Origin of the sequence: Acinetobacter sp. BMW17 (assembly GCF_001592855.1) — a bacterium.
In the GTDB taxonomy this organism is placed as follows: Bacteria; Pseudomonadota; Gammaproteobacteria; order Pseudomonadales; family Moraxellaceae; genus Acinetobacter; species Acinetobacter johnsonii.
This window is the reverse complement of record NZ_LSOD01000016.1, coordinates 23,635-49,178: the sequence shown is the minus strand read 5'-3', so window position 1 is coordinate 49,178 and position 25,544 is coordinate 23,635. Positions and strand designations below refer to the sequence as shown.

Below are 25,544 nucleotides of genomic sequence, written 5' to 3'. Positions count from 1 at the left end.
GACGTATCTGTTGCATCATCGGTTAATTTCGAGTACTCTTTGAGCCTTTCGAAATTGTGACCGGTGATGCTCGGTTTTGGAGTAGGGCAATGATTCAAACCGAAAGTATGCTAGACGTAGCAGACAATAGTGGTGCTCGCCGCGTACAATGTATTAAAGTACTTGGTGGTTCACACCGTCGTTATGCTTCTGTTGGCGACATTATTAAAGTTACTGTAAAAGAAGCTATTCCACGCGCACGTGTTAAAAAAGGTGACGTGATGAATGCTGTTGTAGTTCGTACAAAATTCGGTATCCGTCGTCCAGACGGTTCAGTGATTCGTTTCGACGATAACGCTGCTGTTATTTTGAACAACAACAAAGCGCCGATTGCAACTCGTATTTTCGGACCAGTGACTCGTGAACTTCGTACTGAACAGTTCATGAAAATTATTTCACTGGCTCCTGAAGTTCTATAAGAGGCAATCATGGCTAAGATTAAAAAAGGCGATCAAGTTATTGTGATCGCAGGTAAAGAAAAAGGCAAACAGGGTACTGTTCTGTCTGTTTCAAATGACCGTGTTATGGTTGAAGGCCTTAACTTGGTTAAGAAGCATCAAAAGCCGAACCGTGCAACAGGTGCTGAAGGCGCTGTAGTTACACAAGAAGCTTCGCTTCATATCTCTAACGTGGCAATTTTTAATGCTACAACCCAAAAGGCTGACCGTGTTGGTTACCAAGTGACTGAAGGCGTGAAAACTCGCGTTTACAAGTCAAATGGTGAATCAGTGGCGGTAGCGAAGTAATAGGTTGAAAAGGCAATGGCCAGACTTAAAACGCGTTACAACGACGAACTTAAGGCTCAATTACAAGAGACTTTAGCCGTTAAAAATGTGATGGATATTCCTCGCATTACTAAAATCACGATCAACATGGGTGTTGGCGCAGCTGCTGCTGACAAAAAACTCCTTGATGGTGCTCTTGCTGATATGCAAGCTATCGCTGGTCAAAAACCAGTTCTTACGTTAGCTCGCAAATCAATCGCTGGTTTCAAAATCCGTGATGGTTGGCCGATTGGTTGTAAAGTTACTTTACGCGGCGAACGTATGTACGAATTCTTAGACCGTCTAATCTCGATTGCGATCCCTCGTATCCGTGACTTCCGTGGTTTCTCTGCGAAATCATTTGACGGTCGCGGCAACTACTCAATGGGTCTTAAGGAACAAATCATGTTCCCTGAAATCGATTTTGATAAGATTGATCGTATTCGTGGTATGGATATTACCATCACTACGACTGCTCGCACCGATGACGAAGGCCGTGCGCTTATGCGTGCATTCGGCTTCCCGTTCAAATAAGAGGTCGATATGGCTAAGAAAAGTATGATTAATCGCGAATTGAAACGCGAAGCTACTGTTGCTAAATACGCTGCAAAACGTGCTGAATTAAAAGCTGTTATTGCAAACGTAAATGCTAGCGACGAAGAGCGTTTCGAAGCGATGATGAAATTCCAAGCATTACCACGTAATGCGTCTCCAGTACGTTTACGTAACCGTTGTGGTTTAACTGGTCGTCCTCATGGTTACTTCCGTAAGTTCGGTTTAAGCCGTAACAAATTACGCGATACAGTAATGCAAGGTGATGTACCGGGCGTTGTTAAGGCAAGCTGGTAAGGAGCGCTATAGATGAGTATGCAAGATACCGTTGCCGACATGTTAACTCGTGTTCGTAACGCGCAAATGGCAAAGAAACAAACCGTTTCTATGCCTAACTCTAAGTTGAAGGTTGCTATTGCAAACGTTCTTCAACAAGAAGGTTACATTTCAAACGTAGAAGTTGCTGATGCTGAAGGCAAAGCAACTCTTACTTTGACTTTAAAGTATTTCGAAGGCAAACCAGTTATCGAAACTGTGAAACGCGTAAGCCGTCCAGGTCTACGTCAGTATCGCGGTAAAGATGCACTTCCGAGCGTTAAGCAAGGTTTAGGTATTGCAATTGTTTCTACAAGCAAAGGCATCATGACTGATCGCGCTGCACGTGCTGCAGGTATCGGTGGTGAAGTTATTGCTTTTGTTTCTTAATAGGTGATTCCTCATGTCTCGTGTGGCTAAAGCCCCAGTAACTGTACCTAACGGTGTAACAGTTACTCAGAACGGCCGGCAGGTCGAAGTGAAAGGTAGCAAAGGTACTTTGTCTTTCACCCTGCATGCGCTGGTCGAGCTTAAACAGGAAGACGGTATTTTAGCGATTGCTCCAAAAGCTGAGTCGAAAGACGCTTGGATGCAAGCTGGTACTGCTCGCGCTGTGCTTAACAACCTTGTAAAAGGTGTGAGCGAAGGCTTCGAACGTAAGTTACAACTTATCGGTGTTGGTTATAAAGCTGCGGTTAAAGGTAACATTGTTAACCTTAACCTTGGTTTCTCTCACCCGATCGACTATACGCTTCCTGAAGGTGTAACTGCTGAAACTCCTACAGCAACTGAAATTGTTCTTAAATCTGCTGATAAAGCACGTTTAGGTCAGGTTGCTGCAGATATCCGTGGTTACCGTCCACCAGAGCCTTATAAAGGTAAAGGTGTTCGTTATTCTGACGAAGTTGTACTTCGTAAAGAAGCTAAGAAGAAATAAGGCGCGAGGTTCTTATGAACGAAAAGAAACAATCCCGTTTGCGTCGTGCGAAAAGCACACGCTTGCACATCCGTGCGTTGGGTGCGACTCGTTTGTGTGTAAACCGCACTCCGCGTCACATCTACGCTCAAGTTATTTCAGCAGATGGTGGCAAAGTTTTAGCGCAAGCTTCAACTTTAGATGCTACTTTACGTGCTGGTACAACTGGTAACGTTGAAGCAGCTACTAAAGTAGGTGCTTTAATCGCAGAACGCGCTAAAGCAGCTGGTGTTACTAAAGTTGCATTTGACCGTTCTGGTTTCAAATATCATGGTCGTATCAAAGCCTTGGCTGATGCTGCTCGTGAAAACGGCTTGGAGTTCTAATCATGGCTAAAGTTGAACAAAACGAAGGTCTTGTTGAAAAGCTGGTTGCCGTTGATCGTGTAGCCAAAGTTGTTAAGGGTGGTCGTATCTTCTCTTTCACAGCATTGACTGTGGTTGGTGATGGTAATGGTCGTGTAGGTTTTGGTCGTGGTAAAGCACGTGAAGTTCCAGCTGCTATTTCTAAAGCACTTGAAGCTGCTCGTCGCAACATGATTACTGTTGACCTTGTTAACGGTACTGTACAGCACCCTATTAACGCGCGTCACGGTGCAAGCCGTGTTTACATGCAGCCTGCTTCTGAAGGTACTGGTGTAATCGCTGGTGGTGCTATGCGTGCAGTTTTAGAAGCTGTAGGCGTACGTAACGTATTAACAAAATGTTATGGTTCTACTAACGCTGCAAACGTAGTAAACGCGACTTTTAACGGTCTGCGTGATATGACTTCTCCTGAGAAGGTTGCTGCGAAACGTGGTCTTACAGTAGAACAAATTCAAGGGTAATCAATCATGAAAACGATTAAAGTTACCCAGACTAAATCTTCTGCGCATCGCTTGAAAAATCACAAGCTTAGCCTACAAGGTTTAGGTCTGCGTCGTATTGGTCATACTGTAGAAGTGCAAGATACGCCTTCTAACCGTGGTATGATCAACCAAGTCTACTATATGGTTAGTGTAGAGGAATAAGCCATGACTCTGCGTTTAAATGAGCTTGCACCTGCTGAAGGTGCAAAACGTGAAAATCGTCGTCTAGGCCGTGGTATCGGTTCTGGCGTTGGTAAGACTGGTGGCCGTGGTGTCAAAGGTCAGAATTCACGTAAGAGCGGTGGTACTCGTCCAGGCTTTGAAGGCGGTCAAACTGCGTTATATCGTCGTTTACCTAAATTCGGTTTCACTAGCCAAATCGCTTTGAAAACTGCTGAAGTACGTTTATCTGAGCTTACTAAAGTGGAAGGCGACATCGTTAGCCTAGAAACTTTAAAAGCTGCAAACGTTGTACGTAAAGATATGTTACGTGCTCGTATCGTACTTTCTGGTGAAATTACTCGTGCATTCACTGTTCAAGGTGTTGCTGTGACTAAAGGCGCTAAAGCTGCTGTTGAAGCTGCTGGCGGTAAAGTCGAGGAGTAATCGCTAGTGTCTATGTCTCCTAGTTCTTCAGGTCATGTCAATATGATGAAAGGCCAGCCATTTCATGTGAAATACCGTGAAATTATTCGCCGCATGATGTTTCTCATCGGTGCATTATTGGTTTTTCGACTAGGAGCACATATTCCAGTACCAGGCATTAATAATGCCGCACTTGAAAATCTTTTTAATGCAAACCAAGGCACGATCCTTGGTTTGTTTAACATGTTTTCAGGTGGTGCATTAGAGCGTATGTCCATTCTTGCTCTTGGGATTATGCCGTACATTTCTGCATCGATTATCGTGCAGTTAATGTCTACAGTTATTCCTTCGCTGGAAGCTTTAAAGAAAGAAGGCGAACAAGGCAAGCGTAAGATTAATCAATATACGCGACAGGGTACATTGTTCCTTGCACTCGTGCAGGCAATTGGGATGTGTGCTGGTCTGATCAGTCAAGGGATTACCTTAACTGCAGGTCTGGCTTTCTACGTACCAGCTGTAACCTCTTTGGTTGCAGGTACAATGTTCTTGATGTGGTTAGGTGAGCAAATTACCGAACGTGGGGTGGGTAATGGTATTTCCATGATCATCTTCGCCGGTATTGTTGCAGGTTTGCCGAATTTAATTCTGCAATCAATATCATCAGTAGATAATGGTCAAACCAGTCTAATCGGCTTGGTAATTTTTGGCGTGTTGTCACTGGCTGTATTAGCTGCAATTGTGTTTATTGAGAAGGCGCAACGTCGTATTCCAGTAAACTATGCTCAAAAACAACAAGGACGTCGTGTATTTACTGCACAACAGTCGCATTTGCCATTAAAAATTAATATGGCGGGTGTGATCCCAGCGATTTTCGCAAGTTCATTGCTTTTGTTCCCTGCGAGCTTAGGGCAATGGGTGGGTAGTGCAGATCCGAATGCGGGTATTATCAAACGTAGTTTGCAAGATTTGGCATTAGTGCTTTCGCCTGGTCAGCCGTTGTATTTGGTGCTCTTTGGTGCGTTAATTATCTTTTTCTGTTACTTTTATACAGCGCTTGTATTTAGCCCGAAAGAAGTATCGGAAAACTTGAAACGCAGCGGGGCTTATGTACCTGGTATTCGTCCAGGTGAGCAAACTGCTCGTTACTTAGATCATATTCTTAACCGTTTGACATTTATTGGCGCGATTTATATCACCATCATTTGCTTAATGCCGATGATTTTACAAAGCTCATTTGGTATTCCATTCTCTTTAGGTGGGACATCTTTGCTTATTGTTGTGGTGGTAGTGATGGACTTTATGGCTCAGCTGCAAGCACATCTCACCTCGCATCAGTACGATAATCAAACGTTAATGAGAAAAACGACTGCTCATCCTAAGGGATAAGCGCACTTGAGGTTTCATCATGAAAGTACAAGCTTCTGTAAAGAAAATTTGTGGTAGCTGTAAAGTTATCCGTCGTAATGGGGTTATTCGCGTAATTTGTAGCGCAGAACCTCGTCATAAGCAGCGTCAAGGTTAATCTGATCAAGACCTGTTGATTTCAGTAGGCTAATTAGGTTATTATCCGCCCCTCAAGATTTTTGTGGGGCGGTTGATTGTCTTAACTGCCTTTTTGGAGAAAATTGAATGGCTCGTATTGCCGGTGTAAACATTCCGGATAACAAGCATGCTGTTATCTCTCTAACGTACATCTTTGGTGTAGGTCGCCACACTGCTAAGAATATCTTGGCTGCTGTTGGTATCGCGCCGACTACAAAGATCCGTGAATTAGATGACGCTCAGCTTGATGCGATTCGTGCAGAAGTTGCTAAGGTTCCAACCGAAGGTGATTTACGTCGCGAAATTTCCATGAACATTAAACGTTTAATGGATTTAGGCTGCTACCGCGGTCTTCGTCATCGTCGCAGCTTGCCTGTCCGTGGACAACGCACCAAAACTAACGCACGTACCCGTAAAGGTCCGCGCAAACCTATTAAGAAATAAGATTTCTGGAAGCTAAAAGATGGCTAAAGATACTCGCACACGCAAGAAGGTCACTCGTACCGTCTCTGAAGGTGTTGCACACATTCACGCTTCTTTTAATAACACCATTGTGACTATTACCGATCGTCAAGGTAATGCACTGGCTTGGGCTACCTCTGGTGGACAAGGCTTCCGTGGATCACGTAAATCAACTCCGTTTGCTGCTCAGGTAGCTGCTGAAGTTGCTGGTAAAGCTGCTTTAGACTACGGTTTGAAAAACTTGGACGTCCTTGTAAAAGGTCCTGGTCCTGGTCGTGAATCTGCGGTTCGTGCTTTAGGTGCAGTGGGTTATAAAATTAACAGCATTACCGATGTGACGCCAATCCCGCACAACGGTTGCCGTCCACCTAAAAAACGTCGCGTGTAAGGAGAAACATTCATGGCTCGTTATATTGGTCCAAAATGCAAACTCTCTCGCCGCGAAGGGACAGACCTGCAATTAAAATCTGGCGTTAAACCATTTGACGTCAAAACTAAAAAAGCTGCTAAAGCTCCTGGCCAACATGGCGGAGCGCGTGGTGGCAAACAATCTGAGTACTCACTACAATTACGTGAAAAACAAAAAGTACGTCGTATGTACGGTGTTTTAGAGCGTCAATTTAGTAATTACTATAAAGAAGCTGCTCGTGTGAAAGGCGCAACTGGTGAAAACTTGTTGAAACTGCTTGAAAGCCGTCTTGATAACGTCGTTTATCGCATGGGTTTTGGTTCTACACGTGCAGAAGCTCGTCAGCTTGTATCTCACCGCTCGATCACTTTGAATGGCCGTCGTGTTAACATCGCGTCTATCCAAGTTAAAGCTGGTGATGTAATTGCTGTGCATGAAGGTGCTAAACAACAATTGCGTATCAAAAACGCAGTTGAATTAGCTGCACAACGTGGTATTCCTTCTTGGATGGAAATTGACCATTCTAAGTTGGAAGGTACGTTTAAAGCTGCACCAGATCGTTCAGATTTACCTGCTGAAATCAACGAAAGCTTGATTGTAGAATTGTATTCTAAATAATCCTTGAGGTAGCAATATGACGCGTACTGCAAATGAGTTTCTAACTCCGCAAGCGATCAAGGTCGAAGCGGTTAGCGGGACCTCGGCAAAAGTTATTCTAGAACCCTTAGAGCGTGGCTTTGGTCATACTCTGGGCAATGCTTTACGTCGCATCCTTCTTTCTTCTTTGCCTGGCGCTGCTGTGGTTGAAGTTGAGATTGAAGGTGTCGAGCACGAGTACAGTACTTTGGAAGGCTTGCAGCAGGACATCGTCGAGCTCTTGCTGAACCTAAAAGGATTGTCTATTAAGCTGTTCGATCAAAATGAAGCTTATTTGACATTAGAGAAACAAGGTCCTGGCGACGTAACTGCCGCTGACCTTCGTTTACCTCATAATGTTGAAGTGGTTAACCCTGAACATTTGATCGGTACTTTAAGTGCTTCAGGCTCATTAAAAATGCGCTTGAAAGTTTCTCAAGGTCGTGGTTATGAAACTTCTGACTCGCGTTTCCCAGAAGGCGAAACTCGCCCTGTAGGTCGCTTACAGTTAGATGCTTCTTATAGCCCAATCAAACGTGTGTCTTACACAGTGGAAAACGCTCGTGTAGAACAACGTACAGACCTTGATAAATTGGTCATTGATCTTGAGACCAACGGTACAGTTGATCCTGAAGAAGCGATCCGCAAAGCGGCAACAATCTTGCAACAACAAATTGCAATTTTTGTTGACCTTCAGAAAGATCAAGCTCCTGTTGCTCAAGAACCTCGTGAAGAAGTTGATCCGATTTTGCTTCGTCCAGTAGATGATCTAGAGCTTACTGTTCGTTCTGCTAACTGTTTGAAAGCAGAAAACATTTACTACATTGGTGATCTTGTACAGCGCACTGAGGTTGAGTTACTCAAAACTCCTAACCTTGGTAAAAAATCGCTTACTGAGATCAAAGATGTTCTGGCTTCAAAAGGCTTACAACTCGGCATGCGTTTAGAGAACTGGCCACCAGCTAGTCTCCGTATGGACGATCGTTTCGCCTATCGTAGCCGTTAATTAAGTAGGACTATCACCATGCGTCATCGTAATAGTGGTGTGAAATTAGGCCGTACAAGCAGCCATCGTAAAGCGATGTTTCAAAACATGGCTAACTCTTTGTTTGAGCACGAGTTGATCAAAACAACTGTGCCTAAAGCAAAAGAGTTACGTCGTGTAGCTGAGCCTTTAATCACTTTAGCTAAAAACGATACTGTTGCAAACCGTCGCTTAGCGTTTGCTCGTACTCGTTCAGCAGCAACTGTTGGTAAATTATTTACCGTTCTTGGCCCTCGTTACAAAGAACGTAACGGCGGTTATCTACGTGTTCTTAAAGCGGGCTTCCGTGCAGGTGATGCTGCGCCGATGGCTTACGTTGAACTAGTAGATCGCGAAGTTAAATAATTTCGTAGAACTATTCAGTTGTTCTTAGAAAAAGACCAGTGTTTCACTGGTCTTTTTTTATGGTTTTTTGTTCGACAATCTTTGTATTTTGGCCTGTAGTGACATATTTTACGAAATATCTGCTTAAACTTGACATTGTGTATTGTCAGTTTTATGGTTTAATAAGAACAGAATATAAGACAGGATAAAAACAACATGGATAAGCACGTCGATCTGCTCATTGTAGGTGCTGGTATTTCAGGCATTGGCCTTGCGGCACATTTAACCAAGCATTGTCCACAACGTTCGTTTGAAATTATTGAACGTCGTGACAGCTTTGGTGGAACATGGGATTTGTTTAAATACCCAGGTATTCGTTCTGATTCAGATATGTCGACCTTTGGTTTTAATTTTAAACCGTGGCAACAAGCCAGCGTTTTGGCAGATGGTTCTTCAATTAAGGGCTATTTGGCGGAAGTCATTGATGAACAGAAACTCAAAGAAAAAATTCATTTTAAGCATCGCGTACTCAGCGCCAATTATGATTCTGCTCAGAAAAAGTGGCAGATAGTGATTGAGAATGCAAAAGGCAAAAAAGAAAACTGGATTGCAAATTTTGTGTTTGGCTGTACAGGCTATTATAACTACGACCAAGGCTACCAACCTGATTTTCCAAATAAAGAAGTATTTAAAGGCGAGTTTGTAAATCCACAGTTTTGGCCTGAAAAATTAGATTATACAGGTAAAAAAGTCGTCATTATTGGCAGTGGTGCGACAGCGATCACGCTGGTGCCAGCAATGGCCAAAGGTGGGGCGGCGCATGTCACCATGTTACAACGCTCTCCAACCTATATTGCTTCGGTACCATCGATCGATTTTGTATATGACAAAATGCGTAAAGTATTGCCTGAAGATGTGGCTTATAAACTGACTCGTGCGCGTAATATTGGGATGCAACGCGGGATTTATGCACTCGCGCAGAAACAACCGAAGTTACTCCGTCGACTGCTGCTACAGTCGATTAAGATGCAGCTCAAAGGTAAAGTGGACATGAAGCACTTCACCCCAGAATATAATCCTTGGGATCAACGATTATGTGTGGTGCCAGACGGTGATTTATTTAAAATTCTTCGTTCAGGCCAAGCCAGTGTTGAAACAGATCAGATTGAGCGTTTTACTGAAACGGGTCTTCAATTAAAGTCTGGTCAGCATTTAGAGGCAGATATTGTCGTCTCAGCCACTGGTCTAGAAATTCAAATCTTGGGTGGTATACAAGCAACTATTGATGGCAAACCGTTAGATACCTCTAAACATATGTTGTATCAGGGCGTGATGGTGAGTGATGTACCGAATATGGCGATGATTATTGGCTATATTAATGCGTCATGGACCTTGAAGGTGGATATTGCAGCTGAATTTATTTGCCGCTTACTCAACTATATGGATCAAAAGCAGTGGGCAGAAGTGATTCCTCAGGGTGATGCGACAGAGCTCATGGATGATACGGTCATGGGCAGTTTAAGCTCAGGTTATATTGCACGTGCTGCCAATGTGATGCCAAAACAGGGTAAACATGCGCCATGGAAAGTGAGCAATAATTATCTTGCGGATCGGAAGACATTGAAAAGTGCTTCTTTTGAGGATGGAGTACTGAAATTTGCTAAACGTGATGCAGCATTGAACCAGAAGCCTAAACTGGTGTCTTAAGCTGAGTAGTTGATTTTAAAAGGAGCGTAATGCTCCTTTTTTTAAGGAAATGACTTTAGGGTGTTCTGTTTTTACTTTCTTAAACTGTTGGACTGTTGGATGATTTTAAAAACTTAAAAGATAAAGAATAGGGAATATTTTGAATATCTTAGAACAAAGTTACCAAGTCCCATTTGCATCAAATATGATTCATGCCAAAAAATGGCACACTGATGCAGCAGATCATGCTTTAGCCCCGATTATTTTAATGCACGATTCATTAGGTTGTGTGGCTTTGTGGCGGGATTTTCCTGCTCAACTGGCACAAGCGACCGCGCGAGTGGTCTATGCCTATGATCGCTTAGGTTTTGGTTTATCCGATGCGAGTAAGCAGCCACTGGCATATAGTTTCGTTATCACTGAAGCAGAACAGACCTTTAAAGCTGTATTGGATTATTTTTCGATCCAGAATTTTGTCATCCTCGGGTATAGCGTGGGTGGGGGGATGTCTGTTGCGATTGCTGCGGCTTATCCAGAGCGTTGCCAAGGATTAATTTCAATCTCTGCACAATATGCGGTTGAAGCGCTAACACTGGCGGGTATAAGTGAAGCAAAAGTTGGTTTTCAACAAGCGGGACAAATGGAACGTTTAGAGAAATATCACCCTGAAAAGGCGCAGTGGGTACTTGATGCATGGACTGAAACATGGCTATCGCCCGCTTTTCAAGTTTGGAATTTGGCCAGAGTGATTAAAGATGTGCTTTGTCCAACTCTGGTTATTCATGGTGAACTGGATGAATACGGCAGTACTGCACAACCTCAGCAGATTTTTGAAGGGGTGTCTGGACAGGCTGAACTGCATATTTTAGAAGGTCTACATCATATGCCACATAAAGAGCAGCCAGAGTTGGTGGTTGCTTTGATTGCGGAGTTTCACCAAGCACATTGTTAAAACTAAAAGCCCATCCAAAGATGGGCTATTTGAGTTAAAGAGAACGCGAAATGAGCTCTTTCATAATTTCATTGGTTCCGGCATAAATGCGATTGGCACGATTATCTAGATAAGCTCGTGCAATCGGATATTCCAGCATATAACCATAGCCGCCATGCAATTGTAGACATTCATCGACAACTTTAGAAAACATCTCGGAAATTTTATATTTGGCTGCTGCTGCGGCATCAATGCCGAGACTCTCTTCCAGTTGCAATTGCATACAACGGTCGAGGTAAGCACGGCAAAAATCGATTTCTGTACGCAACTCCGCCAATTTAAAGCGGGTATTTTGAAAGCTTGAAACTGTTTTTCCAAAAGCTTTACGCTCTTTGGTGTACTGAACAGTATGTGCCAGTGCTGCTTCTGCACCCGCTTGGCAGATAATGGCCACCAACATGCGCTCCCAAGCCAGTTCTTTCATCAGCATCATAAAGCCCATGCCTTCCATACCCAGCAGATTTTCTTTAGGCACGCGTACATGATCAAAAAATAATTCGCAGGTGTCTTGTCCTTTCATGCCAATTTTATTGAGAGGTTTACCTTTACTGAAGCCCGCACGATCAGCTTCAACGATGATTAAAGAGAGATTGGCTGAACCTTTTTCGTTATTGCCTGTCTTACAGACCACAATCGCCATATCGCAGAGATAGCCATTGGTAATGAAGATTTTGGAGCCATTGATAATATAGTCATCCCCGTCTAAAACAGCTGTTGTTCGTACTGCTTGCAAGTCTGAGCCTGTGCCGGGTTCAGTCATAGCAATGGCTGTGACGGTTTCACCCGAAGCCATTCGCGTTAACCAATGGTGTTTTTGTGCTTCACTGCCAAAGTTATTGATATAGTTCGCGACAATGTCAGAGTGTAGTGAAAACCCTGTCGAGGAATCCATGGCATAGGCTTGTTCCTCAATCAAAATCATACTGTACAAGCGGTCTACACCCGAGCCACCATAAGCCTCAGGCATAGTGGCACACAGTAGTCCCATGGCGCCTGCTTTATTCCATAGTTCACGATCGACATGTTGTTGTTGTTCATATTTTTCAATATTCGGAACGACTTCTTTGGCGTAAAACTTTCGAACAGTTTCTCGAAATGCCTCATGTTCAGCATTAAATAAGTTGCGCGGCAGCATATTGTTTAAAGGGCGAATTGCGCCTGATTGCATGGAAGCTCATCCTGATGTTGTTATTTTGCTAAAAGAGTAGTGAAAAGCAGGACATGCGACAATGGACTGAATGCTCAAATCTATTTGATTTTTTGATGAGTTTTGCCAGTTGTTGAAATTGCGACATTTAACTAGTGGCGAGGGCGGTGTGATCGGTTAAACTAAGCCGTTTCAATTAATTTGGGGAATGTAATGACTGAAGAAATGAGCCTAGAAGAGCGTAAAGTAATTTATCGTGCACGTCGTGGTTTAAAAGAAATTGATGTGTACTTTGACCCTTATGTGAAAAATTATTATCTTCAGGCGGATCCTGCGGAAAAGGCCATGTTTGCGGCATTGGTTGAACAGGAAGACCCTGATTTGCTGGATTGGTTTATGGAAGTCTCTGAGCCGCCGCACCCTGAAATGAAAACCTTGATTCAAAAATTAAAGCATTATGTACACGGATAAGTGCAATGGAACATCGTCATTTTCAACTTAAACCCAGCCGTCTGGCTTATGTGTTTCAGTTGTCGATTTATGCCGTTCTGATGCTGGTCTTGTATCAGCTACTTCCTTTAGGACTGTGGCTGATCGCTTTGGTTGCTGGCTTTGTGCTGTATTTGTTTTTTCTACGTGGGCCGCAACATTTTCAGCTTCAGCATTTAGATGGCCGTGATTGGTCTTTGTCACTTCAGAAACAAACCAATGTACAACGAGTGCAAATCAGCCATATTGTGGATCATCGTGCTTATATTGTGATTTATTTTCAACACTTTAGAGCAAAACCGATGTTGGTTTGGTGTGATCAGTTACCCATCACGCAATGGAAAGCCCTGAAAATACTCACTAAAATGCAATAATTGTTGGACAATTTTAACTCATACAATTTAATTAAGTTATTGAAAAATAATAAGTATAAATATATAAAGTCTTACTTTGTCTGACATATCTGAAGAAACTGATGTGCTTTTTTGGATTGTCAGACAACTTTCCTACAGTTTTTTGATCTTAAAATGTACATTCAAATCACCAACAGCAAACAAGGAAAATCGTATGATGATCCCAACTTGGATGTTTCTAGTGGTAGCAATTGTGTTAGCGATTGTTATAGGACGATTAGGAACTGTGCTGAAGGAACGATTTGCACCAAACAAAGCCTAGCTAGGCTTCCCAGTTGATAAGTAGCATGTGCCGAACCGTCGCTATGCTACTTTTTTTTGCCTAAAAAAAAGTTGAGGCGTCATTTTAGTCAATTTTCCGCTTTTTGTTTCATGGCAGAGTAGTGGTCTGATTTAGAGTAAATACTCTTTTCTTCGGAAAATGCTTCTGCTATGTTTGTCAGCATGGACACATACAATTATACAAATAGAGGACAGGAAAATGTCGCAAGTCCAAAAAATAGGCCAAGGTGTGGCTGTTGTAGCGCTTACAAGTTTATTATTTTCGGGTTGTTCACAAGTGGTTAAAACAGGTGCCAATGTTGCGCTTGGGTTTAGTGAAAAACATATAGTACCGCCTATTTTAGCCATGGAAGACGCTGAGATGGTGTGTAATTCAGGCAATGCTTTGACTCCAGCGATTATGTCGACCAAAGACATGGGGGCAGATCCAACACGTGTGGCAGTTCTACTTTATTCAGCATCAGGTATTTGTGCGGAGAATCAGGCGCTTGAGGCAGAGTTACGTTATTTGCGTGCCTCGAAAGCAGGCAATGTCTCTGAAGCACAGGATGCTCGAATTGAACAAAAGCGTTGGGCGGCGACTGCAGCACAACGCCAATATACTGGCTATCAACTTTTTCAAAACCGCTGGGAAAAGAAATATAAGAAACCATTGGGCGAAGGCTGTCCAAAAATGAACAGCGATTTGGATCAAACTGTATATATGCTGGGGATGTTGAGTGGGTTACAAGCCATGACCAATGATATTAACTCAGGTGGTGCAGTCAATGTTCCTAAAGACATTGCGGCTATTGTTGAACGTGGGATGGTGTGTCTAGACAATGAAAAGTTTTGGGGGGCGCCGAATGCAACACGTGCGGTGATTTGGACCTTATTGCCAGGTGCGGGTGAAGGCAAACCTGATCCATATCAGACCTTGAAGCAATCGATGCAAATTGGGGAGCAAAAAGGGGTTCGTTTATCTCATGCAATGTATGCTATAGCGGCTCAAGCCAGTGGTGACGATGCCAAGATTCGTGATGCATTGAAAAGTTATGCGGCTTCTTATAGTGATGAAAAACAGAGCAATCCACAATTTAAACTGATTGATAGTATGGCCTCGAGTATGGTTCAAGGGATTTCGGATCGTTATTGGACTGAACATACTGGGACACGAACTGGGGATGGTGGTATGGCGCACTTCTGGGATGAAAAAGAAGACCGTTCTGAGCTAGATGAGTTGTTTAGTGAAAGTTAACCAATTTTAAACTGAGCCGAAGGGCAGAAAAAATAACAATAAATAAATGAGCAACACGATAAGGACATGTGATGCATGATCAATTTCTGAATCGAAAAATCATTTTGATTGCGTTTGTCGTGTCGATCTCGGCATGCCTACAGATTTTTAAAGATCAATTTATTTATTGGCGAGTGGATATTTTTCCTGAAATTTGGCGCTTGTGGACCGCGCATTGGGTACATGTGGGATGGATTCATTTTGCACTCAATATGCTGGCTTTTATGTGTTTGCCTTTTATTTTTCCACGGGCCCGTGTCTGGCATTTTGTGGCGTTATTGCTGATTTTACCGCCACTGATTAGTCTGAGTTTTTATTATTTTCTGGCGGATATTGAAGCCTATGCTGGACTGTCAGGTGTGCTGCATGGGATGTTCACTGCCATAGCCATTGTCCATTTGCTGTATCGTAAAGAACGGATGTTTGCGAGTTTGGTGTTGTTTCTCATTTTAGGCAAACTGATTTGGGAAAATACCTTTGGCGAGAGTGCTACGGCTGAACTGATCGGGAGTCCAGTTTTGGTCGAAGCACATTTGTTGGGCGTGATCTGGGGAATTGTGATTGCAGCTGTGTATTTAATCGGGGTAAATCTATTTGATGAATAGAGGATTGACCTAAATTTTAAAAAGAAAATCCAGATTGTCATATTCAAAAATATAAATTTGATGCAAAGATAAACAAAACAAAAATCTAAAGGCATAGAGAAAGGACAAGCTCGAGCCGACTAAAACGACAGGTTCTACGGTGTATTGCGCTGGACAGAACGGTAATAAAAATAGGAAACAACATGCAGAATCATGGACAGCGCAGATCAGGACTCGATCTGCTGAAGTATATATGGACCGAGTGGATTTCTACTTTTGTCATTCTGATTTTACTGTTACTTACGCTATTAATTGGTACAGGTGAAATGATCCATGGCCAATTGCTACGTATGGGCGAGCGCTTATATGGCGATCCAGCCACAGGTATGCAGTATTCTTTTTTAAGGGCAGAGCCAGCCAAGCCAGAGTGTAATCGTCAGCCGAATGTGGATGCTTTGGTCAAAACCCAAATGCAAGCCAACGCTGCAGATGAGTTCGCCGACTTCTTTGGTACGGCTTCGGAAGCGGATGTGCGTGCGTCCATTTTGGCAGGTGTGCAGCAGTGTGAAGAAAAGTATCAGTTTTATGATAAAGCCATGCAACATATGGAGGCACACCCAAGTATTCGTGCCTATCGTAATTTTGAAACCACTTTTTTTGGTATTTTTAAATTCGGAACAGAAAATCGCGCCATTCTATTAATTTTTATGGTGGTTTTAGCTGCGATTAGCGCGACCTTAAAAATCCATCATATTGGTTTGCGTGGTCCTGCAACCAAGCTGGATTATCGTGTTTATAGCCTACTGATGACACTGGGTAATGGTTTATTAACTTACTCGAGCATTAGCCAATTTAACTCAGTTAAAGACTCGGGTGTACCGATGAATGGCGAAACCCAGCTGATTTATTGGCTGTGGATGATTCTGTTTTCGGTACTTACCTTGATAAGTGTGTGGCAGCTGTTTAGCCCACCGAAAGAGGCCAAAGCCGGCGGGCGTCTAGGCTTTGCTTTCCTGAGTGTGCCTCTGTATGCCTACATGGCGGTGATTACAGGTGTGGCATTTATCTTCTTCATGGACTACCCCATGGGGCAAGGGATTTACTTGGGACAGTTGGTTGAATTCTCCAGTATTTTCCTGAATTTAGCCCTATTTATTTGGGCGGGTATGTTGTTGAAACAAACCCGTGTCGTGGATCTGTTCTTAAATATTTTGCGTCCATGGAATTTGGCTCCTGAAACTTTAACTTGGTTGATTTTAATCGCTGCGGCTTTACCGACCGCATATACGGGTGCATCAGGGATCTTTGTGATTGCAGCAGGGGCGATTATTTATAAAGAAGTCTGGAATGCAGGTGGACGTCGTCAGTTTGCTTTGGCTGCAACGGCAATGTCGGGTTCGCTGGGTGTAGTTTTGCGTCCATGCTTATTGATTGTGGTGGTGGCATCCTTAAACAAAGAAGTCACGACGGACTTACTTTATCAATATGGTGTTTACACGTTCTTACTGACCTCAACACTGTTTTTAGTGGTTTCACTCTTCTTTGCAGAGAGTAAATTCCGCATCGCGGCACCGAGTTTGGCCGCACCGAAATCAGGGCGTGCTTTCTTAGCAGTTGTGCCTTATATCGTGATTTTTGTCCTCACGTGGATGTTCTATAAATTCTTATTAGACACTGACCTAAATGAATTTACTGCACCCGTGATGATGCCTGTGATTTTATTGATGATCGTGTTGTTTGATAAATTACGTCATCAGCCTGCGCCTTTGCCTGCTGTGGGGCATTGGGATGAGACACTCAGCGCAAATTATAACTCGGGTGGTGAACCTGCATTGGCTGGGGCTCAAGTTGCCCATGCAGAATACCGTGAAGGGCTACATGGTAATGCCGCAGATGATGGACAAGTGGTGAATCATGGGGTGGTTCAATCTAGTTCCATGGACGTGTTACGCCAAGTCGGTTTTTGGAAGTCGATGCATATCTCGACCAGTGAAACCGTTGGACACATTGGTGCTTTGGTCATTTTAATGGCACTGTCGGTGAGCGTGGGCGGATTGCTTGAACGTACGGAGGTAATGAGTTTCTTCCCGACTGATATTAGCAGTACGTTCTTGGTCATTACCCTGATTTTGGGGTTGATGGTCTTTGTTGGGATGATTATGGATCCGTTTGGCGCCGTGATCTTGATTTCTGCGACGGTTGCACCTGTGGCCTATCAATATGGTATTCATCCTGTCCATTTTTGGATGATCACCTTGATTGGCTTTGAGTTGGGCTATGTGACACCACCTGTGGCTCTTAATCATCTTTTAGCAAGACAATCCATTGGTGATGCCGAGGTGAATGAGGCCGATGAGGAAGTGCGTCATTTATCTTTCTATTATCGTTATGAACGTTGGATTTTACCTTTGATCGTGTTGTTCCCAGCGATGCTGATCATTGCTTATGTTCCATACTTCTTTAAGTTATTTGGCTGGTATCACTAAGTTGTGAACTTGAGTTAGACCATAAAAAAGCATCTTTGGATGCTTTTTTATGTTTTGGAGTTATTTGAGATACTTCTGAAGAAAATAGCTTCTTTCTAGGAGTTACCCACTCAAATCGTCACTTATATCAAAACAAAGTACAAGAATATTGCTAAGTGTCCCATCTTAAAAATCAGCCAGCACTTAAGCTCAATGAAAAGAATTAATCGACAAATAAAGTCTTTCTAAAAGATATCTTTGGTATGAGCTAGGGGCTGTGATGTATAGCGACTAGAGACTTTATTAGTGGAGGTGGTTCAAAAGAGATGATGAGTTATGTAATAGCTTAGTGCTGATTGAAAAGGTGGGTGAAGCAGCAGGGCAAAAAAAGACGTTAGCGTATCAGTCGATAAGCTAACGTCTTTAAAAATAACAACCGTATTTTACCGAGCAGCCAATTGGGCTTCTAACAGTTTAATTTGTTCTTCTTTGAGTTTTACCAGCTCATCGGCATCTTTGTGCTGTGCTTGCAAGCTCTTTTCCTGTTCCTTCAACTGGCTTTGAATATCGTCCAGTTTCGCCACTTCTTCTTTGGCAAGTGAGGCATTTTCAGGTACTGGTGCTTTTAAAATATCTTCTTCGACCAATTTAATGGTGTTGTCAGCCATGGAGGTCGAAGCTGCTTTTTCAGCTTCTGGAAGCGCCTTCACGGTCGGTTGAATCAACTCCGCTTGGTGCACCGGTGTTGCAGACTCTTGTGCAGCAAACAACCATTGATAAAGTGCAAAAAACGCAATGATTGCGACTAAACCTGCTGTAATACCCCAGAGTAATTTAGGGTTGTTGTGTTGTACGGACGACATTCGATTCAACCTTTATTCTTTGGATTGACGTGGTTTAAATTGAATGACCCCAACCTCGTCAGGGATAGCAGGGATCTGAGGCTCGTCTACATGAGTTGGACGATTCTCAGAATAACCACAGTCGATACATTCAATCCATTCATCGTCATTCGAGGTAAGCATAACAACTCGATCCATCGCCTGACATTTAGGACATTTTGCACCTGCAATGAAACGACGTTTAATAGTCATTAGACTTACCTTCTGAACAATTTAGGCGCCTAGTTTACTCACTTTTTTAGCGGTTCGTCCAACCTTGATGACGAAGTAAAGCATCTATTTTTGGCTCGCGTCCACGGAAATTGATAAATGCATCAAGCGCTGTATCTTTTCCGCCAACTGCTAGAATAAACTGGCGAAATTCTTTTCCAGTGGCAGTATTAAAAATCCCTTCATTTTCGAAACGATCGAAGGCATCACTGGCCAAAACTTCCGCCCATTTATAAGAATAATAACCTGCTGCATAGCCGCCTGCGAAAATATGGCTGAAGCTATGTTGGAATCGGTTATAAGGAGTAGTCTCTAAAACAGCGTATTGTGCACGGATGTCATTTAAGGTGGCTTGGATCTGATCTGCTTTCAAAGCAGGGGCTGCTTTATGAATGCTGAGGTCAAACAGGGCAAACTCAATTTGACGTAAACTTTGCATGCCAGATTGGAAGAAACGCGCGTCCAGCAAGGCTTTGAGTAGACTTTCTGGTAAGGTTTCTTGGGTCTCAATATGTGCACTGAGCAAGTCTAAGCTTTCAGTATCCCATGCCCAAAACTCCATGAATTGGCTTGGTAACTCTACAGCATCCCATGCCACGCCGTGTGTACCCGCAACCGCAATATTATCAACTTCTGTCAACATATGATGTAAACCATGTCCAAATTCATGGAACAAGGTAATCACTTCATCATGGGTCAGTAGTGCTGCTTGATCTCCCACAGGTGGCGTAAAGTTACACACCATATAGCAAATCGGTTTTTGTAGGCCTTGCGTTGTTTGGGTGCGAGAGCGGAAACCACTCATCCATGCGCCACCACGTTTGCCCTGACGTGCATAGAGGTCAAAGTAGAATCCACCGACCACTGTGCCTTGATCTTCTAGTTCAAAATAGCGTGCATCTGAGTGCCAAACAGGGGCTTCACGCTCCACAATTTGAATCCCATAAAGGCGATTCACAATGCTAAATAAGCCCTGCAAAATCTTGGGTGCGGGGAAGTAGGGCTTGAGTGCTTCTTGAGATAAATTGAACTGTTGGACTTTCAATTTTTCAGAATAATACGTGCTGTCCCACGGTTTTAAATCTTCAATGCCATCTTCAGCGGCAATGGCTTTCAGCTCCGCCACTTCTTTGAGCGCAGGGGCACGTGAATGTTCAGCTAAATCACGTAAGAATTGATGCACCGTGGCGACATTTGGCGCCATTTTGCTGGCCAATGAAAGCTCGGCGTAGTTGTTGAAACCTAACAGTGCAGCCATTTCCTGACGCAGGCTTAAGATTTCTTCCATCGCCGCGGTGTTATCAAACTCAGCGTGTTCAGACTGATCAGATGCACGTGTGGTGTAGGCACGATATAGTTCTTCGCGTAAAGGACGGTTTTCCGCGTAGGTCATAATTGCCAGATACGATGGAAAGTCTAAAGTGGCAACGGGTTGATCCAGTTCGCGCTGCTGACCATATTGTTTTAACAGCTCAACACTGCTTTGGGGTAAGCCTGCCAGTTCGTGTTCCGCTAAAGGTTTGAAATAGGCTTGGGTTGCATCCAAAACATGGTTGGAAAAGTCGGACGATAGTTGTGATAAGCGTGCTGAGATTTCTGCATAACGTTTTTTGGCTTCACCTTCTAAAGCCACACCCGATAGTTTGAAGTCACGCAGTGCAAGTTTAATCGCACTTTGTTGGGCTTCAGGGAGGTGATCAAATTGCGCAGCATCATGAATGTGTTGATAGGTTTGATACAGCGCTGTGTGTTGACCTAATTCGGTATAGTATTCACTTAAGCTTGGTAATAGTGACTGGTATACCTCACGAGTTTCAGCATTGTTCATGACTGCATTGAGGTGGGACAGTACGCCCCATGCTTCACTCATATTATTTTCTAAATGATCGACTTGTTCTAAGACCGCAAGTTGTGCCTGAATCGATTCAGGGACTTCGCTCAGGTCTTTTAAAAAACTTTGACCCTGTTGAATTGCCTGTTCGATCTGCTGTTGGAGTTGTACTAAGGTGATTTGATCAAACTGTGGAACAGGCAAGGTTGCTTTTTCTAATGTCATGCGTTTAAGCCAAATTAAATGTTCAGTTATCACTAGATGTAAGGGTGATGCCGTGGGAAATCAAGTTTTAATTGATTTTGATGTTTTGTGCCGCTTGAAATTCAGCCCATGAAGGGTAGTGCTGATCAATGCGTGAGGGCTGATAAAGCACTTTGGCAAAGTTACGGGTCATGCATTCGGTTGCTAAGATTTCACCGCTTTTATATTTTTCTTTGCGGTGTCGCCAAATTTCGTTTTGTCGGTAGTAATCCGTCCCGATTTTAAGGAAGGCATGCTGTTGTTCAAATACATGATAGACATAGCCTAAATCGACTGAGCAACGCAGTTCACCTTCTAGGCATTTCTCACTAAACCAAAGCCGAATTTGGAAGCTATGCGGGGTGGGGTTGTAAAATTGATAATCAATATAGTTATAAAAAATTGCAGCGCCACTACCAAATGGAAGTACACGACCATGATCTGGAAAAGGGTCAAAGGAGTGCTGTGAACGTTGTACCACTTGCAATGGGCTATGTAAGACAAGCCAGTGAATGAGATTGGCAATTTGGCAAATCCCGCCACCAATACCACCGCGTGCTTGACCAAAGCTGAGTTCCATTCCCTCTGCATAGCCTTTTTGAGTTGTTGGTTGTCCCACCAACTGACAAAAAGAAAACGTTTGTTGTGGATGGATTAAAATCCCAGAAATACATGGACTGGCAATTTTGAGATTGATGACTTTATTGTGTTGCCAGTGTTGATCACTGTCGCCTAATTTACGAATCAGAACGGACTGATGCTTTTTGACGCGAAAAGCCAAAGGGGCGTTAGAAAATGAATGTGCGTAGTCTTTCCCATCTGTTTTCCATTGCCAATAGCGTATCATACGTCGGCTACGCGTGGCCATGAAATAAAGCAGGGGATGGTATTGGCTGATGGGTTTGCTTAAAAATAAACGCAAAAAATTCATGTTGGCCCTATGAAAAAAGGTGCTAGGACACATTAAGCCCTAGCACCTTTTTCATCATTTACTCAGTTTTCGCTTTTGCATTTGATTTTTTCTTTTTAGGTTTCGACTTTTTCTTCACTTTATCTTTAATCTTTGTTTCAGACTTTGATGAAGATTTTTTACCAGACTTTTTGCTGTAGGAGCTAGGTTGGGATTTATCTTTTTTGCGTCGTATGGGCTGGTCTCCGCTGTTACTGGGAGAGGCGTTTGTCGACTCGCTAAAGACTTCTTCTTTACTTTCGCTTCGTGCTGTTTTGGCTTTGCCAACACGGGGCGCTCGACTACGTATGGGTCGACCACCATGTGAGAGTTGCTGCAATAATTCAAAATCAATTTTGCGGTCTTCTAAATTCACTGCTGCAACTTTGATTTTCACTTCATCGCCCAAGCTAAAGCTTTGACCGCGTGCCTGCCCAATCAAGCTCTGATTTGGTTGGTCATAGACAAAGTAGTCATCACCCAGTTGGCTGACATGGATCATGCCGTCAACATATAAGTCTTTGAGTGTCACAAACAGACCAAATTCTGCCACTGCAGAAATGGTGCCGACAAACTCTTCACCCAAATGCTGCTGCATATAATGGCATTTCAACCATGTGGTGACAGAGCGAGACGCTTCATCTGCACGACGTTCAGTCGCCGAGAAATGTTGACCAGCATCATCTAGCGCAGCCCCTGAAAGAGGTGCAGGTTTATGTTTTAACCTGGCTTTAATCGCACGGTGTAACAACAAGTCTGGGTAGCGACGAATTGGAGAGGTGAAGTGCGTATAAGCTTCATATGCCAAACCAAAGTGACCCGCGTTATTCGCACCATAGTAGGCTTGCATCATCGAACGTAACAGCACGGCATGGATACTTGGAGCATCAATACGGTCTTTGGTTGCATCAATCACGGCTTGGTAGTCTTTCTGAGTCGGCTGCTCTGGGAACGGTAGACCGAGCAGTTTGACAAAGTCGCGTACTTTTTGGATACGTGAAAACTCAGGTGGTTCATGAATACGGTATAACATTGGCACATCATGTTGTAGCGCATATTCAGCCGCTGCCACGTTTGCCAACAACATACATTCTTCAATCAGTTTATGCGCATCATTACGCGTACGCGGTAAAATTTCCTTAATGCCGCCCAGCTCATCAAAGGTCATGTAAGTTTCAACGGTTTCAAATTCCATGGCATGACGTTCAGCACGTAAACCTTTGAGGACTTGATAGAGTTGGAACAGGGTGTTCAAGGATTTGCGAACATCACGGTCTTCAGGAATGGCACTGCTGTCGCCTTCAAAGTACTGGGCAACATTGGTATAGGTTAAACGTGCCTTTGAGTGCATCACAGACGGGTAGAACTCAAACTTGGTGACGCGACCGGCACGTGACAGGTTTAAATCACAGACCATACATAGACGGTCTACATGCGGATTGAGTGAACATAAGCCATTCGAAAGAGCTTCAGGCAACATCGGTAAAACAAAGTGAGGGAAATACACCGATGTACCCCGTTCTTGAGCTTCATCATCTAGTGGTTTGCCTGAACGGACATAGTGACTCACATCTGCAATGGCCACCACCACACGGTAACCGCCGCCTGGACGTTTTTCTGCATAGACTGCGTCATCGAAGTCGCGTGCATCTTCACCATCAATAGTGACTAAGGCTAAATCTCGTAGGTCAATACGACCTTCACGGTCTTGCGCTGAAGGCTCTTTAAAGCTCTCTGCTTCTTTAATGACTTCTTCTGGAAACTCATACGGCAAACCAAACTCTAAAATGGTTTGCGGAATAATAATTTCAGTATCGGCCTTGTCTGCCATCGATTGCACAATATGACCTGTCGCCAACTCATCTTTGGTTGGGTAGTCATCAATTGCAACACGAACCGAATCGCCCACTTTGACTTGTGCGTGTTCGATTAATTCTTTTTCTAAAGTAATCGGTTGGTGCGCATTCGGATTTGCTGGCTGAATAAAGTATTCACCGTCATGTATTGATACTTTACCAATAATTTGCTTCACACGGTGTTGCACTACCTCAGTAATAAAGCCCCAAGCTTTACCTTTGCGGTCTACTGAGGTTTGACGCACTTTAACACGGTCACCATTAAACACTTGGCGCAGTTCGCGTTCAGGTAGAAGTAAGTCTTCATGCCCTGCAATATTCGCCGTGCCAAAGCCTTTACTGTTGATGTAAACCGTTGCTTCATGTTCAGGTTGCTCTTCGGCAATTTGAAACTTGAAGCCATCTTTCATCAGTTGGCCATCACGAACCATCGCAATCAGACGATGGCTGAGTGCTTCAATGCTTTTTTGATCTGCAATTTCAAAAATTTCGACCAAGTCCGCATGCGATAAAGCCGTCTTTTTTTCTTCGATGGTTTCTAAAATGAGCGTGCGGCTCGGAATAGGGTTGTCATAACGTTCAGCTTCAGCTTTTGCTTCAGGATCGACCCAATTTTTCATAATGTCTTTGGCTGTATGTCAGTAGATAGGATTAGCATAAGTCATGCGAAGACAGACTGCACGCAAATGATTGCAATATTGTGTTTTATGTCGGCAATTTAGAATATCTGCTGTTTTATTCAACATGCAGATGTAGGGAAAAGAATAAATTCGGCTGAATCCGCTCTAAATTGTTTAAAAAGTATTTAATTGAACGAAAATATGCAAAAAATTGAGTGTCTGTACTTGCAGTGCTAGCATGAAGTTTGTATTATGGCCGCACGTTACGGTGAGATGGGTGAGTGGCTGAAACCACATCCCTGCTAAGGATGCGTACGGGTAACTGTACCGAGGGTTCGAATCCCTCTCTCACCGCCAACTTTACTTATGTCGCGCTCATAGCTCAGCTGGATAGAGCACTTGGCTACGAACTAAGGGGTCGGGAGTTCGAATCTCTCTGAGCGCACCAATAAGTAAACTGTATGTAACGTATCGCCTGAATTGGCACACAAGTAATGCGCTCATAGCTCAGCTGGATAGAGCACTTGGCTACGAACTAAGGGGTCGGGAGTTCGAATCTCTCTGAGCGCACCAACTTGAACAATCAACCGCACATGTTGCGGTTTTTTTGTGCCTGTTAAAAATGAAGTGCTTGGCATGATAAAGTGGTTCTTCAAGAAAAATTTGATATAAATAAAGCGCTATTCTTGCGTGATTCCCCTAGCTATTTTCGTATGGAATGATCAATCTGTTGGTTTATGCAGCGTTCTATACCCACTATGCTTAATAACTGGGCAGTTGATCGGCTTTTATGAAAATAAGACTTAACAAAAAATAAGATTCACGTATAATTCACCCCATCAAGACGTCGCGCTCATAGCTCAGCTGGATAGAGCACTTGGCTACGAACTAAGGGGTCGGGAGTTCGAATCTCTCTGAGCGCACCAACTTGATCAATATTGAAAAAACCGCACATGTTGCGGTTTTTTTTGTGCCTGCACTTTCTGTTCAGTAGAAATCCATAGCATGGATGGATCTTTTGCCGTATTTATTCAGTTGTTTCTTACATCTTAGTTTTATGATGTGGCTCTGATATCGGTATGGCCTCGGCTTGAGTGGATCGCC

At 43.4% G+C, this 25,544-nt stretch carries 30 protein-coding genes and 4 tRNA genes; 28 read left to right on the top strand and 6 right to left on the bottom strand.

From position 1 onward, the window contains the following. Positions 1-89: 89 nt before the first annotated feature. The 19 genes from rplN (at position 90) to AXW61_RS03730 (ending at position 11,134) form a co-directional block, all read left to right on the top strand. Complete coding sequence (gene rplN / locus AXW61_RS03820; RefSeq protein ID WP_004657680.1) at positions 90-458, top strand: 50S ribosomal protein L14; 369 nt, start codon at positions 90-92, stop codon at positions 456-458. 9 nt (positions 459-467) lie between these two features. Beyond that, positions 468-785, top strand: coding sequence for a 50S ribosomal protein L24 (gene rplX / locus AXW61_RS03815; RefSeq protein ID WP_004691313.1), 318 nt, complete (start codon positions 468-470; stop codon positions 783-785). A 15-nt stretch (positions 786-800) separates the two neighbouring features. After that, on the top strand, positions 801-1,337 hold the full coding sequence (rplE, locus tag AXW61_RS03810) for a 50S ribosomal protein L5 (RefSeq protein WP_004691311.1): 537 nt from the start codon (positions 801-803) through the stop codon (positions 1,335-1,337). A gap of 9 nt (positions 1,338-1,346) precedes the next feature. Continuing rightward, on the top strand, positions 1,347-1,652 hold the full coding sequence (gene rpsN / locus AXW61_RS03805) for a 30S ribosomal protein S14 (RefSeq protein ID WP_004691309.1): 306 nt from the start codon (positions 1,347-1,349) through the stop codon (positions 1,650-1,652). Between the two features lie 12 nt (positions 1,653-1,664). Next, complete coding sequence (rpsH, locus tag AXW61_RS03800; RefSeq protein ID WP_004691308.1) at positions 1,665-2,060, top strand: 30S ribosomal protein S8; 396 nt, start codon at positions 1,665-1,667, stop codon at positions 2,058-2,060. 13 nt (positions 2,061-2,073) lie between these two features. Further along, positions 2,074-2,607 carry a 50S ribosomal protein L6 gene (gene rplF, locus AXW61_RS03795; protein WP_004691306.1) on the top strand — a complete coding sequence of 178 codons (534 nt, stop codon included), beginning with the start codon at positions 2,074-2,076 and terminating at the stop codon, positions 2,605-2,607. A gap of 14 nt (positions 2,608-2,621) precedes the next feature. Beyond that, positions 2,622-2,972 carry a 50S ribosomal protein L18 gene (rplR, locus tag AXW61_RS03790; protein WP_004650473.1) on the top strand — a complete coding sequence of 117 codons (351 nt, stop codon included), beginning with the start codon at positions 2,622-2,624 and terminating at the stop codon, positions 2,970-2,972. Positions 2,973-2,974: 2 nt separating this feature from the next. Then, complete coding sequence (gene rpsE, locus AXW61_RS03785) at positions 2,975-3,472, top strand: 30S ribosomal protein S5 (protein WP_004691304.1); 498 nt, start codon at positions 2,975-2,977, stop codon at positions 3,470-3,472. A 6-nt stretch (positions 3,473-3,478) separates the two neighbouring features. Continuing rightward, complete coding sequence (gene rpmD / locus AXW61_RS03780) at positions 3,479-3,655, top strand: 50S ribosomal protein L30 (RefSeq protein ID WP_004691302.1); 177 nt, start codon at positions 3,479-3,481, stop codon at positions 3,653-3,655. Positions 3,656-3,658: 3 nt separating this feature from the next. Continuing rightward, positions 3,659-4,099, top strand: coding sequence for a 50S ribosomal protein L15 (gene rplO, locus AXW61_RS03775; RefSeq protein ID WP_004691300.1), 441 nt, complete (start codon positions 3,659-3,661; stop codon positions 4,097-4,099). 45 nt (positions 4,100-4,144) lie between these two features. Continuing rightward, positions 4,145-5,464, top strand: coding sequence for a preprotein translocase subunit SecY (secY, locus tag AXW61_RS03770; RefSeq protein WP_171054269.1), 1,320 nt, complete (start codon positions 4,145-4,147; stop codon positions 5,462-5,464). A 19-nt stretch (positions 5,465-5,483) separates the two neighbouring features. Further along, positions 5,484-5,600, top strand: coding sequence for a 50S ribosomal protein L36 (gene rpmJ / locus AXW61_RS03765; protein WP_000867907.1), 117 nt, complete (start codon positions 5,484-5,486; stop codon positions 5,598-5,600). A 107-nt stretch (positions 5,601-5,707) separates the two neighbouring features. Next, positions 5,708-6,064: a 30S ribosomal protein S13 gene (rpsM, locus tag AXW61_RS03760; protein ID WP_004691296.1), complete on the top strand. Its 357-nt coding sequence runs from the start codon at positions 5,708-5,710 to the stop codon at positions 6,062-6,064. A 19-nt stretch (positions 6,065-6,083) separates the two neighbouring features. Beyond that, a complete protein-coding gene (gene rpsK, locus AXW61_RS03755) occupies positions 6,084-6,470 on the top strand; it encodes a 30S ribosomal protein S11 (protein WP_001040166.1) in 387 nt (128 codons plus the stop codon). 12 nt (positions 6,471-6,482) lie between these two features. Further along, positions 6,483-7,109, top strand: coding sequence for a 30S ribosomal protein S4 (rpsD, locus tag AXW61_RS03750; RefSeq protein WP_004691294.1), 627 nt, complete (start codon positions 6,483-6,485; stop codon positions 7,107-7,109). A 16-nt stretch (positions 7,110-7,125) separates the two neighbouring features. Beyond that, positions 7,126-8,133: a DNA-directed RNA polymerase subunit alpha gene (rpoA, locus tag AXW61_RS03745; protein ID WP_004691292.1), complete on the top strand. Its 1,008-nt coding sequence runs from the start codon at positions 7,126-7,128 to the stop codon at positions 8,131-8,133. 18 nt (positions 8,134-8,151) lie between these two features. Further along, positions 8,152-8,517, top strand: coding sequence for a 50S ribosomal protein L17 (gene rplQ / locus AXW61_RS03740; protein WP_004691290.1), 366 nt, complete (start codon positions 8,152-8,154; stop codon positions 8,515-8,517). A gap of 195 nt (positions 8,518-8,712) precedes the next feature. After that, positions 8,713-10,203: an NAD(P)/FAD-dependent oxidoreductase gene (locus tag AXW61_RS03735; protein ID WP_062032513.1), complete on the top strand. Its 1,491-nt coding sequence runs from the start codon at positions 8,713-8,715 to the stop codon at positions 10,201-10,203. Between the two features lie 139 nt (positions 10,204-10,342). Continuing rightward, positions 10,343-11,134 carry an alpha/beta hydrolase gene (locus AXW61_RS03730; protein ID WP_062032510.1) on the top strand — a complete coding sequence of 264 codons (792 nt, stop codon included), beginning with the start codon at positions 10,343-10,345 and terminating at the stop codon, positions 11,132-11,134. 34 nt (positions 11,135-11,168) lie between these two features. Here the strand turns inward: AXW61_RS03730 and AXW61_RS03725 are convergent, their stop codons facing one another. Beyond that, entirely contained in the window at positions 11,169-12,341 is a 1,173-nt protein-coding gene (locus AXW61_RS03725; RefSeq protein WP_062032507.1) for an acyl-CoA dehydrogenase family protein, read from the bottom strand. Positions 12,342-12,533: 192 nt separating this feature from the next. Here AXW61_RS03725 and AXW61_RS03720 point away from each other — a divergent pair, with 192 nt between their 5' ends. From AXW61_RS03720 to AXW61_RS03700, 5 genes are all read left to right on the top strand, one after another. Beyond that, positions 12,534-12,791 carry a succinate dehydrogenase assembly factor 2 gene (locus tag AXW61_RS03720; RefSeq protein WP_005401275.1) on the top strand — a complete coding sequence of 86 codons (258 nt, stop codon included), beginning with the start codon at positions 12,534-12,536 and terminating at the stop codon, positions 12,789-12,791. Between the two features lie 5 nt (positions 12,792-12,796). Further along, positions 12,797-13,183 carry a protein YgfX gene (locus tag AXW61_RS03715; protein WP_062032505.1) on the top strand — a complete coding sequence of 129 codons (387 nt, stop codon included), beginning with the start codon at positions 12,797-12,799 and terminating at the stop codon, positions 13,181-13,183. Positions 13,184-13,703: 520 nt separating this feature from the next. After that, positions 13,704-14,741 carry a hypothetical protein gene (locus AXW61_RS17740; RefSeq protein WP_004977889.1) on the top strand — a complete coding sequence of 346 codons (1,038 nt, stop codon included), beginning with the start codon at positions 13,704-13,706 and terminating at the stop codon, positions 14,739-14,741. Positions 14,742-14,812: 71 nt separating this feature from the next. Then, complete coding sequence (gene rrtA / locus AXW61_RS03705) at positions 14,813-15,385, top strand: rhombosortase (protein ID WP_062032502.1); 573 nt, start codon at positions 14,813-14,815, stop codon at positions 15,383-15,385. A gap of 182 nt (positions 15,386-15,567) precedes the next feature. Then, the gene (locus AXW61_RS03700; RefSeq protein ID WP_062032499.1) at positions 15,568-17,850 is read left to right on the top strand and encodes a TRAP transporter large permease subunit; all 2,283 of its coding nucleotides are present in this window, start codon (positions 15,568-15,570) and stop codon (positions 17,848-17,850) included. Positions 17,851-18,272: 422 nt separating this feature from the next. Here the strand turns inward: AXW61_RS03700 and AXW61_RS03695 are convergent, their stop codons facing one another. Genes AXW61_RS03695 through rnr form a run of 5 tightly spaced genes read right to left on the bottom strand, consistent with a single transcriptional unit; the run spans position 18,273 to position 24,443 of the window. Further along, a complete protein-coding gene (locus AXW61_RS03695; RefSeq protein ID WP_062032497.1) occupies positions 18,273-18,692 on the bottom strand; it encodes a hypothetical protein in 420 nt (139 codons plus the stop codon). A gap of 12 nt (positions 18,693-18,704) precedes the next feature. Then, positions 18,705-18,917, bottom strand: coding sequence for a YheV family putative zinc ribbon protein (locus tag AXW61_RS03690; RefSeq protein ID WP_171054267.1), 213 nt, complete (start codon positions 18,915-18,917; stop codon positions 18,705-18,707). 52 nt (positions 18,918-18,969) lie between these two features. Next, positions 18,970-21,012, bottom strand: coding sequence for a M3 family metallopeptidase (locus tag AXW61_RS03685; protein WP_171254047.1), 2,043 nt, complete (start codon positions 21,010-21,012; stop codon positions 18,970-18,972). Between the two features lie 52 nt (positions 21,013-21,064). Continuing rightward, positions 21,065-21,946 (bottom strand): VanW family protein, encoded by an 882-nt coding sequence (locus AXW61_RS03680; protein WP_062032492.1) that lies wholly within the window; start codon positions 21,944-21,946, stop codon positions 21,065-21,067. A gap of 58 nt (positions 21,947-22,004) precedes the next feature. After that, entirely contained in the window at positions 22,005-24,443 is a 2,439-nt protein-coding gene (gene rnr / locus AXW61_RS03675) for a ribonuclease R (protein WP_205630082.1), read from the bottom strand. A gap of 264 nt (positions 24,444-24,707) precedes the next feature. Between rnr and AXW61_RS03670 the strand changes: the two genes are divergently transcribed. From AXW61_RS03670 to AXW61_RS03655, 4 genes are all read left to right on the top strand, one after another. After that, positions 24,708-24,797 (top strand) — tRNA-Ser (locus AXW61_RS03670). 14 nt (positions 24,798-24,811) lie between these two features. Beyond that, positions 24,812-24,888 (top strand) — tRNA-Arg (locus AXW61_RS03665). 48 nt (positions 24,889-24,936) lie between these two features. After that, positions 24,937-25,013: transfer RNA gene (locus tag AXW61_RS03660), tRNA-Arg, on the top strand. A gap of 276 nt (positions 25,014-25,289) precedes the next feature. Next, a tRNA-Arg gene (locus tag AXW61_RS03655) sits at positions 25,290-25,366 on the top strand. The last annotated feature ends 178 nt before the right edge of the window (positions 25,367-25,544 follow it).

Bases quoted from the DNA above. Each gene is read 5' to 3' on its own strand.
- rpmJ (WP_000867907.1), top strand. From the start codon at position 5,484: ATGAAAGTACAAGCTTCTGTAAAGAAAATTTGTGGTAGCTGTAAAGTT.
- rplE (WP_004691311.1), top strand. From the start codon at position 801: ATGGCCAGACTTAAAACGCGTTACAACGACGAACTTAAGGCTCAATTA.
- AXW61_RS03720 (WP_005401275.1), top strand. From the start codon at position 12,534: ATGACTGAAGAAATGAGCCTAGAAGAGCGTAAAGTAATTTATCGTGCA.
- rpsM (WP_004691296.1), top strand. From the start codon at position 5,708: ATGGCTCGTATTGCCGGTGTAAACATTCCGGATAACAAGCATGCTGTT.
- rplQ (WP_004691290.1), top strand. From the start codon at position 8,152: ATGCGTCATCGTAATAGTGGTGTGAAATTAGGCCGTACAAGCAGCCAT.
- rpoA (WP_004691292.1), top strand. From the start codon at position 7,126: ATGACGCGTACTGCAAATGAGTTTCTAACTCCGCAAGCGATCAAGGTC.
- AXW61_RS03735 (WP_062032513.1), top strand. From the start codon at position 8,713: ATGGATAAGCACGTCGATCTGCTCATTGTAGGTGCTGGTATTTCAGGC.
- rpsH (WP_004691308.1), top strand. From the start codon at position 1,665: ATGAGTATGCAAGATACCGTTGCCGACATGTTAACTCGTGTTCGTAAC.
- rpmD (WP_004691302.1), top strand. From the start codon at position 3,479: ATGAAAACGATTAAAGTTACCCAGACTAAATCTTCTGCGCATCGCTTG.
- rplR (WP_004650473.1), top strand. From the start codon at position 2,622: ATGAACGAAAAGAAACAATCCCGTTTGCGTCGTGCGAAAAGCACACGC.
- AXW61_RS03715 (WP_062032505.1), top strand. From the start codon at position 12,797: ATGGAACATCGTCATTTTCAACTTAAACCCAGCCGTCTGGCTTATGTG.
- rpsD (WP_004691294.1), top strand. From the start codon at position 6,483: ATGGCTCGTTATATTGGTCCAAAATGCAAACTCTCTCGCCGCGAAGGG.
- rplO (WP_004691300.1), top strand. From the start codon at position 3,659: ATGACTCTGCGTTTAAATGAGCTTGCACCTGCTGAAGGTGCAAAACGT.
- rrtA (WP_062032502.1), top strand. From the start codon at position 14,813: ATGCATGATCAATTTCTGAATCGAAAAATCATTTTGATTGCGTTTGTC.
- rpsE (WP_004691304.1), top strand. From the start codon at position 2,975: ATGGCTAAAGTTGAACAAAACGAAGGTCTTGTTGAAAAGCTGGTTGCC.
- AXW61_RS03680 (WP_062032492.1), bottom strand. From the start codon at position 21,946: ATGAATTTTTTGCGTTTATTTTTAAGCAAACCCATCAGCCAATACCAT.
- rplN (WP_004657680.1), top strand. From the start codon at position 90: ATGATTCAAACCGAAAGTATGCTAGACGTAGCAGACAATAGTGGTGCT.
- AXW61_RS17740 (WP_004977889.1), top strand. From the start codon at position 13,704: ATGTCGCAAGTCCAAAAAATAGGCCAAGGTGTGGCTGTTGTAGCGCTT.
- rplX (WP_004691313.1), top strand. From the start codon at position 468: ATGGCTAAGATTAAAAAAGGCGATCAAGTTATTGTGATCGCAGGTAAA.
- secY (WP_171054269.1), top strand. From the start codon at position 4,145: ATGAAAGGCCAGCCATTTCATGTGAAATACCGTGAAATTATTCGCCGC.
- AXW61_RS03695 (WP_062032497.1), bottom strand. From the start codon at position 18,692: ATGTCGTCCGTACAACACAACAACCCTAAATTACTCTGGGGTATTACA.
- rpsK (WP_001040166.1), top strand. From the start codon at position 6,084: ATGGCTAAAGATACTCGCACACGCAAGAAGGTCACTCGTACCGTCTCT.
- rplF (WP_004691306.1), top strand. From the start codon at position 2,074: ATGTCTCGTGTGGCTAAAGCCCCAGTAACTGTACCTAACGGTGTAACA.
- AXW61_RS03725 (WP_062032507.1), bottom strand. From the start codon at position 12,341: ATGCAATCAGGCGCAATTCGCCCTTTAAACAATATGCTGCCGCGCAAC.
- rpsN (WP_004691309.1), top strand. From the start codon at position 1,347: ATGGCTAAGAAAAGTATGATTAATCGCGAATTGAAACGCGAAGCTACT.
- AXW61_RS03700 (WP_062032499.1), top strand. From the start codon at position 15,568: ATGCAGAATCATGGACAGCGCAGATCAGGACTCGATCTGCTGAAGTAT.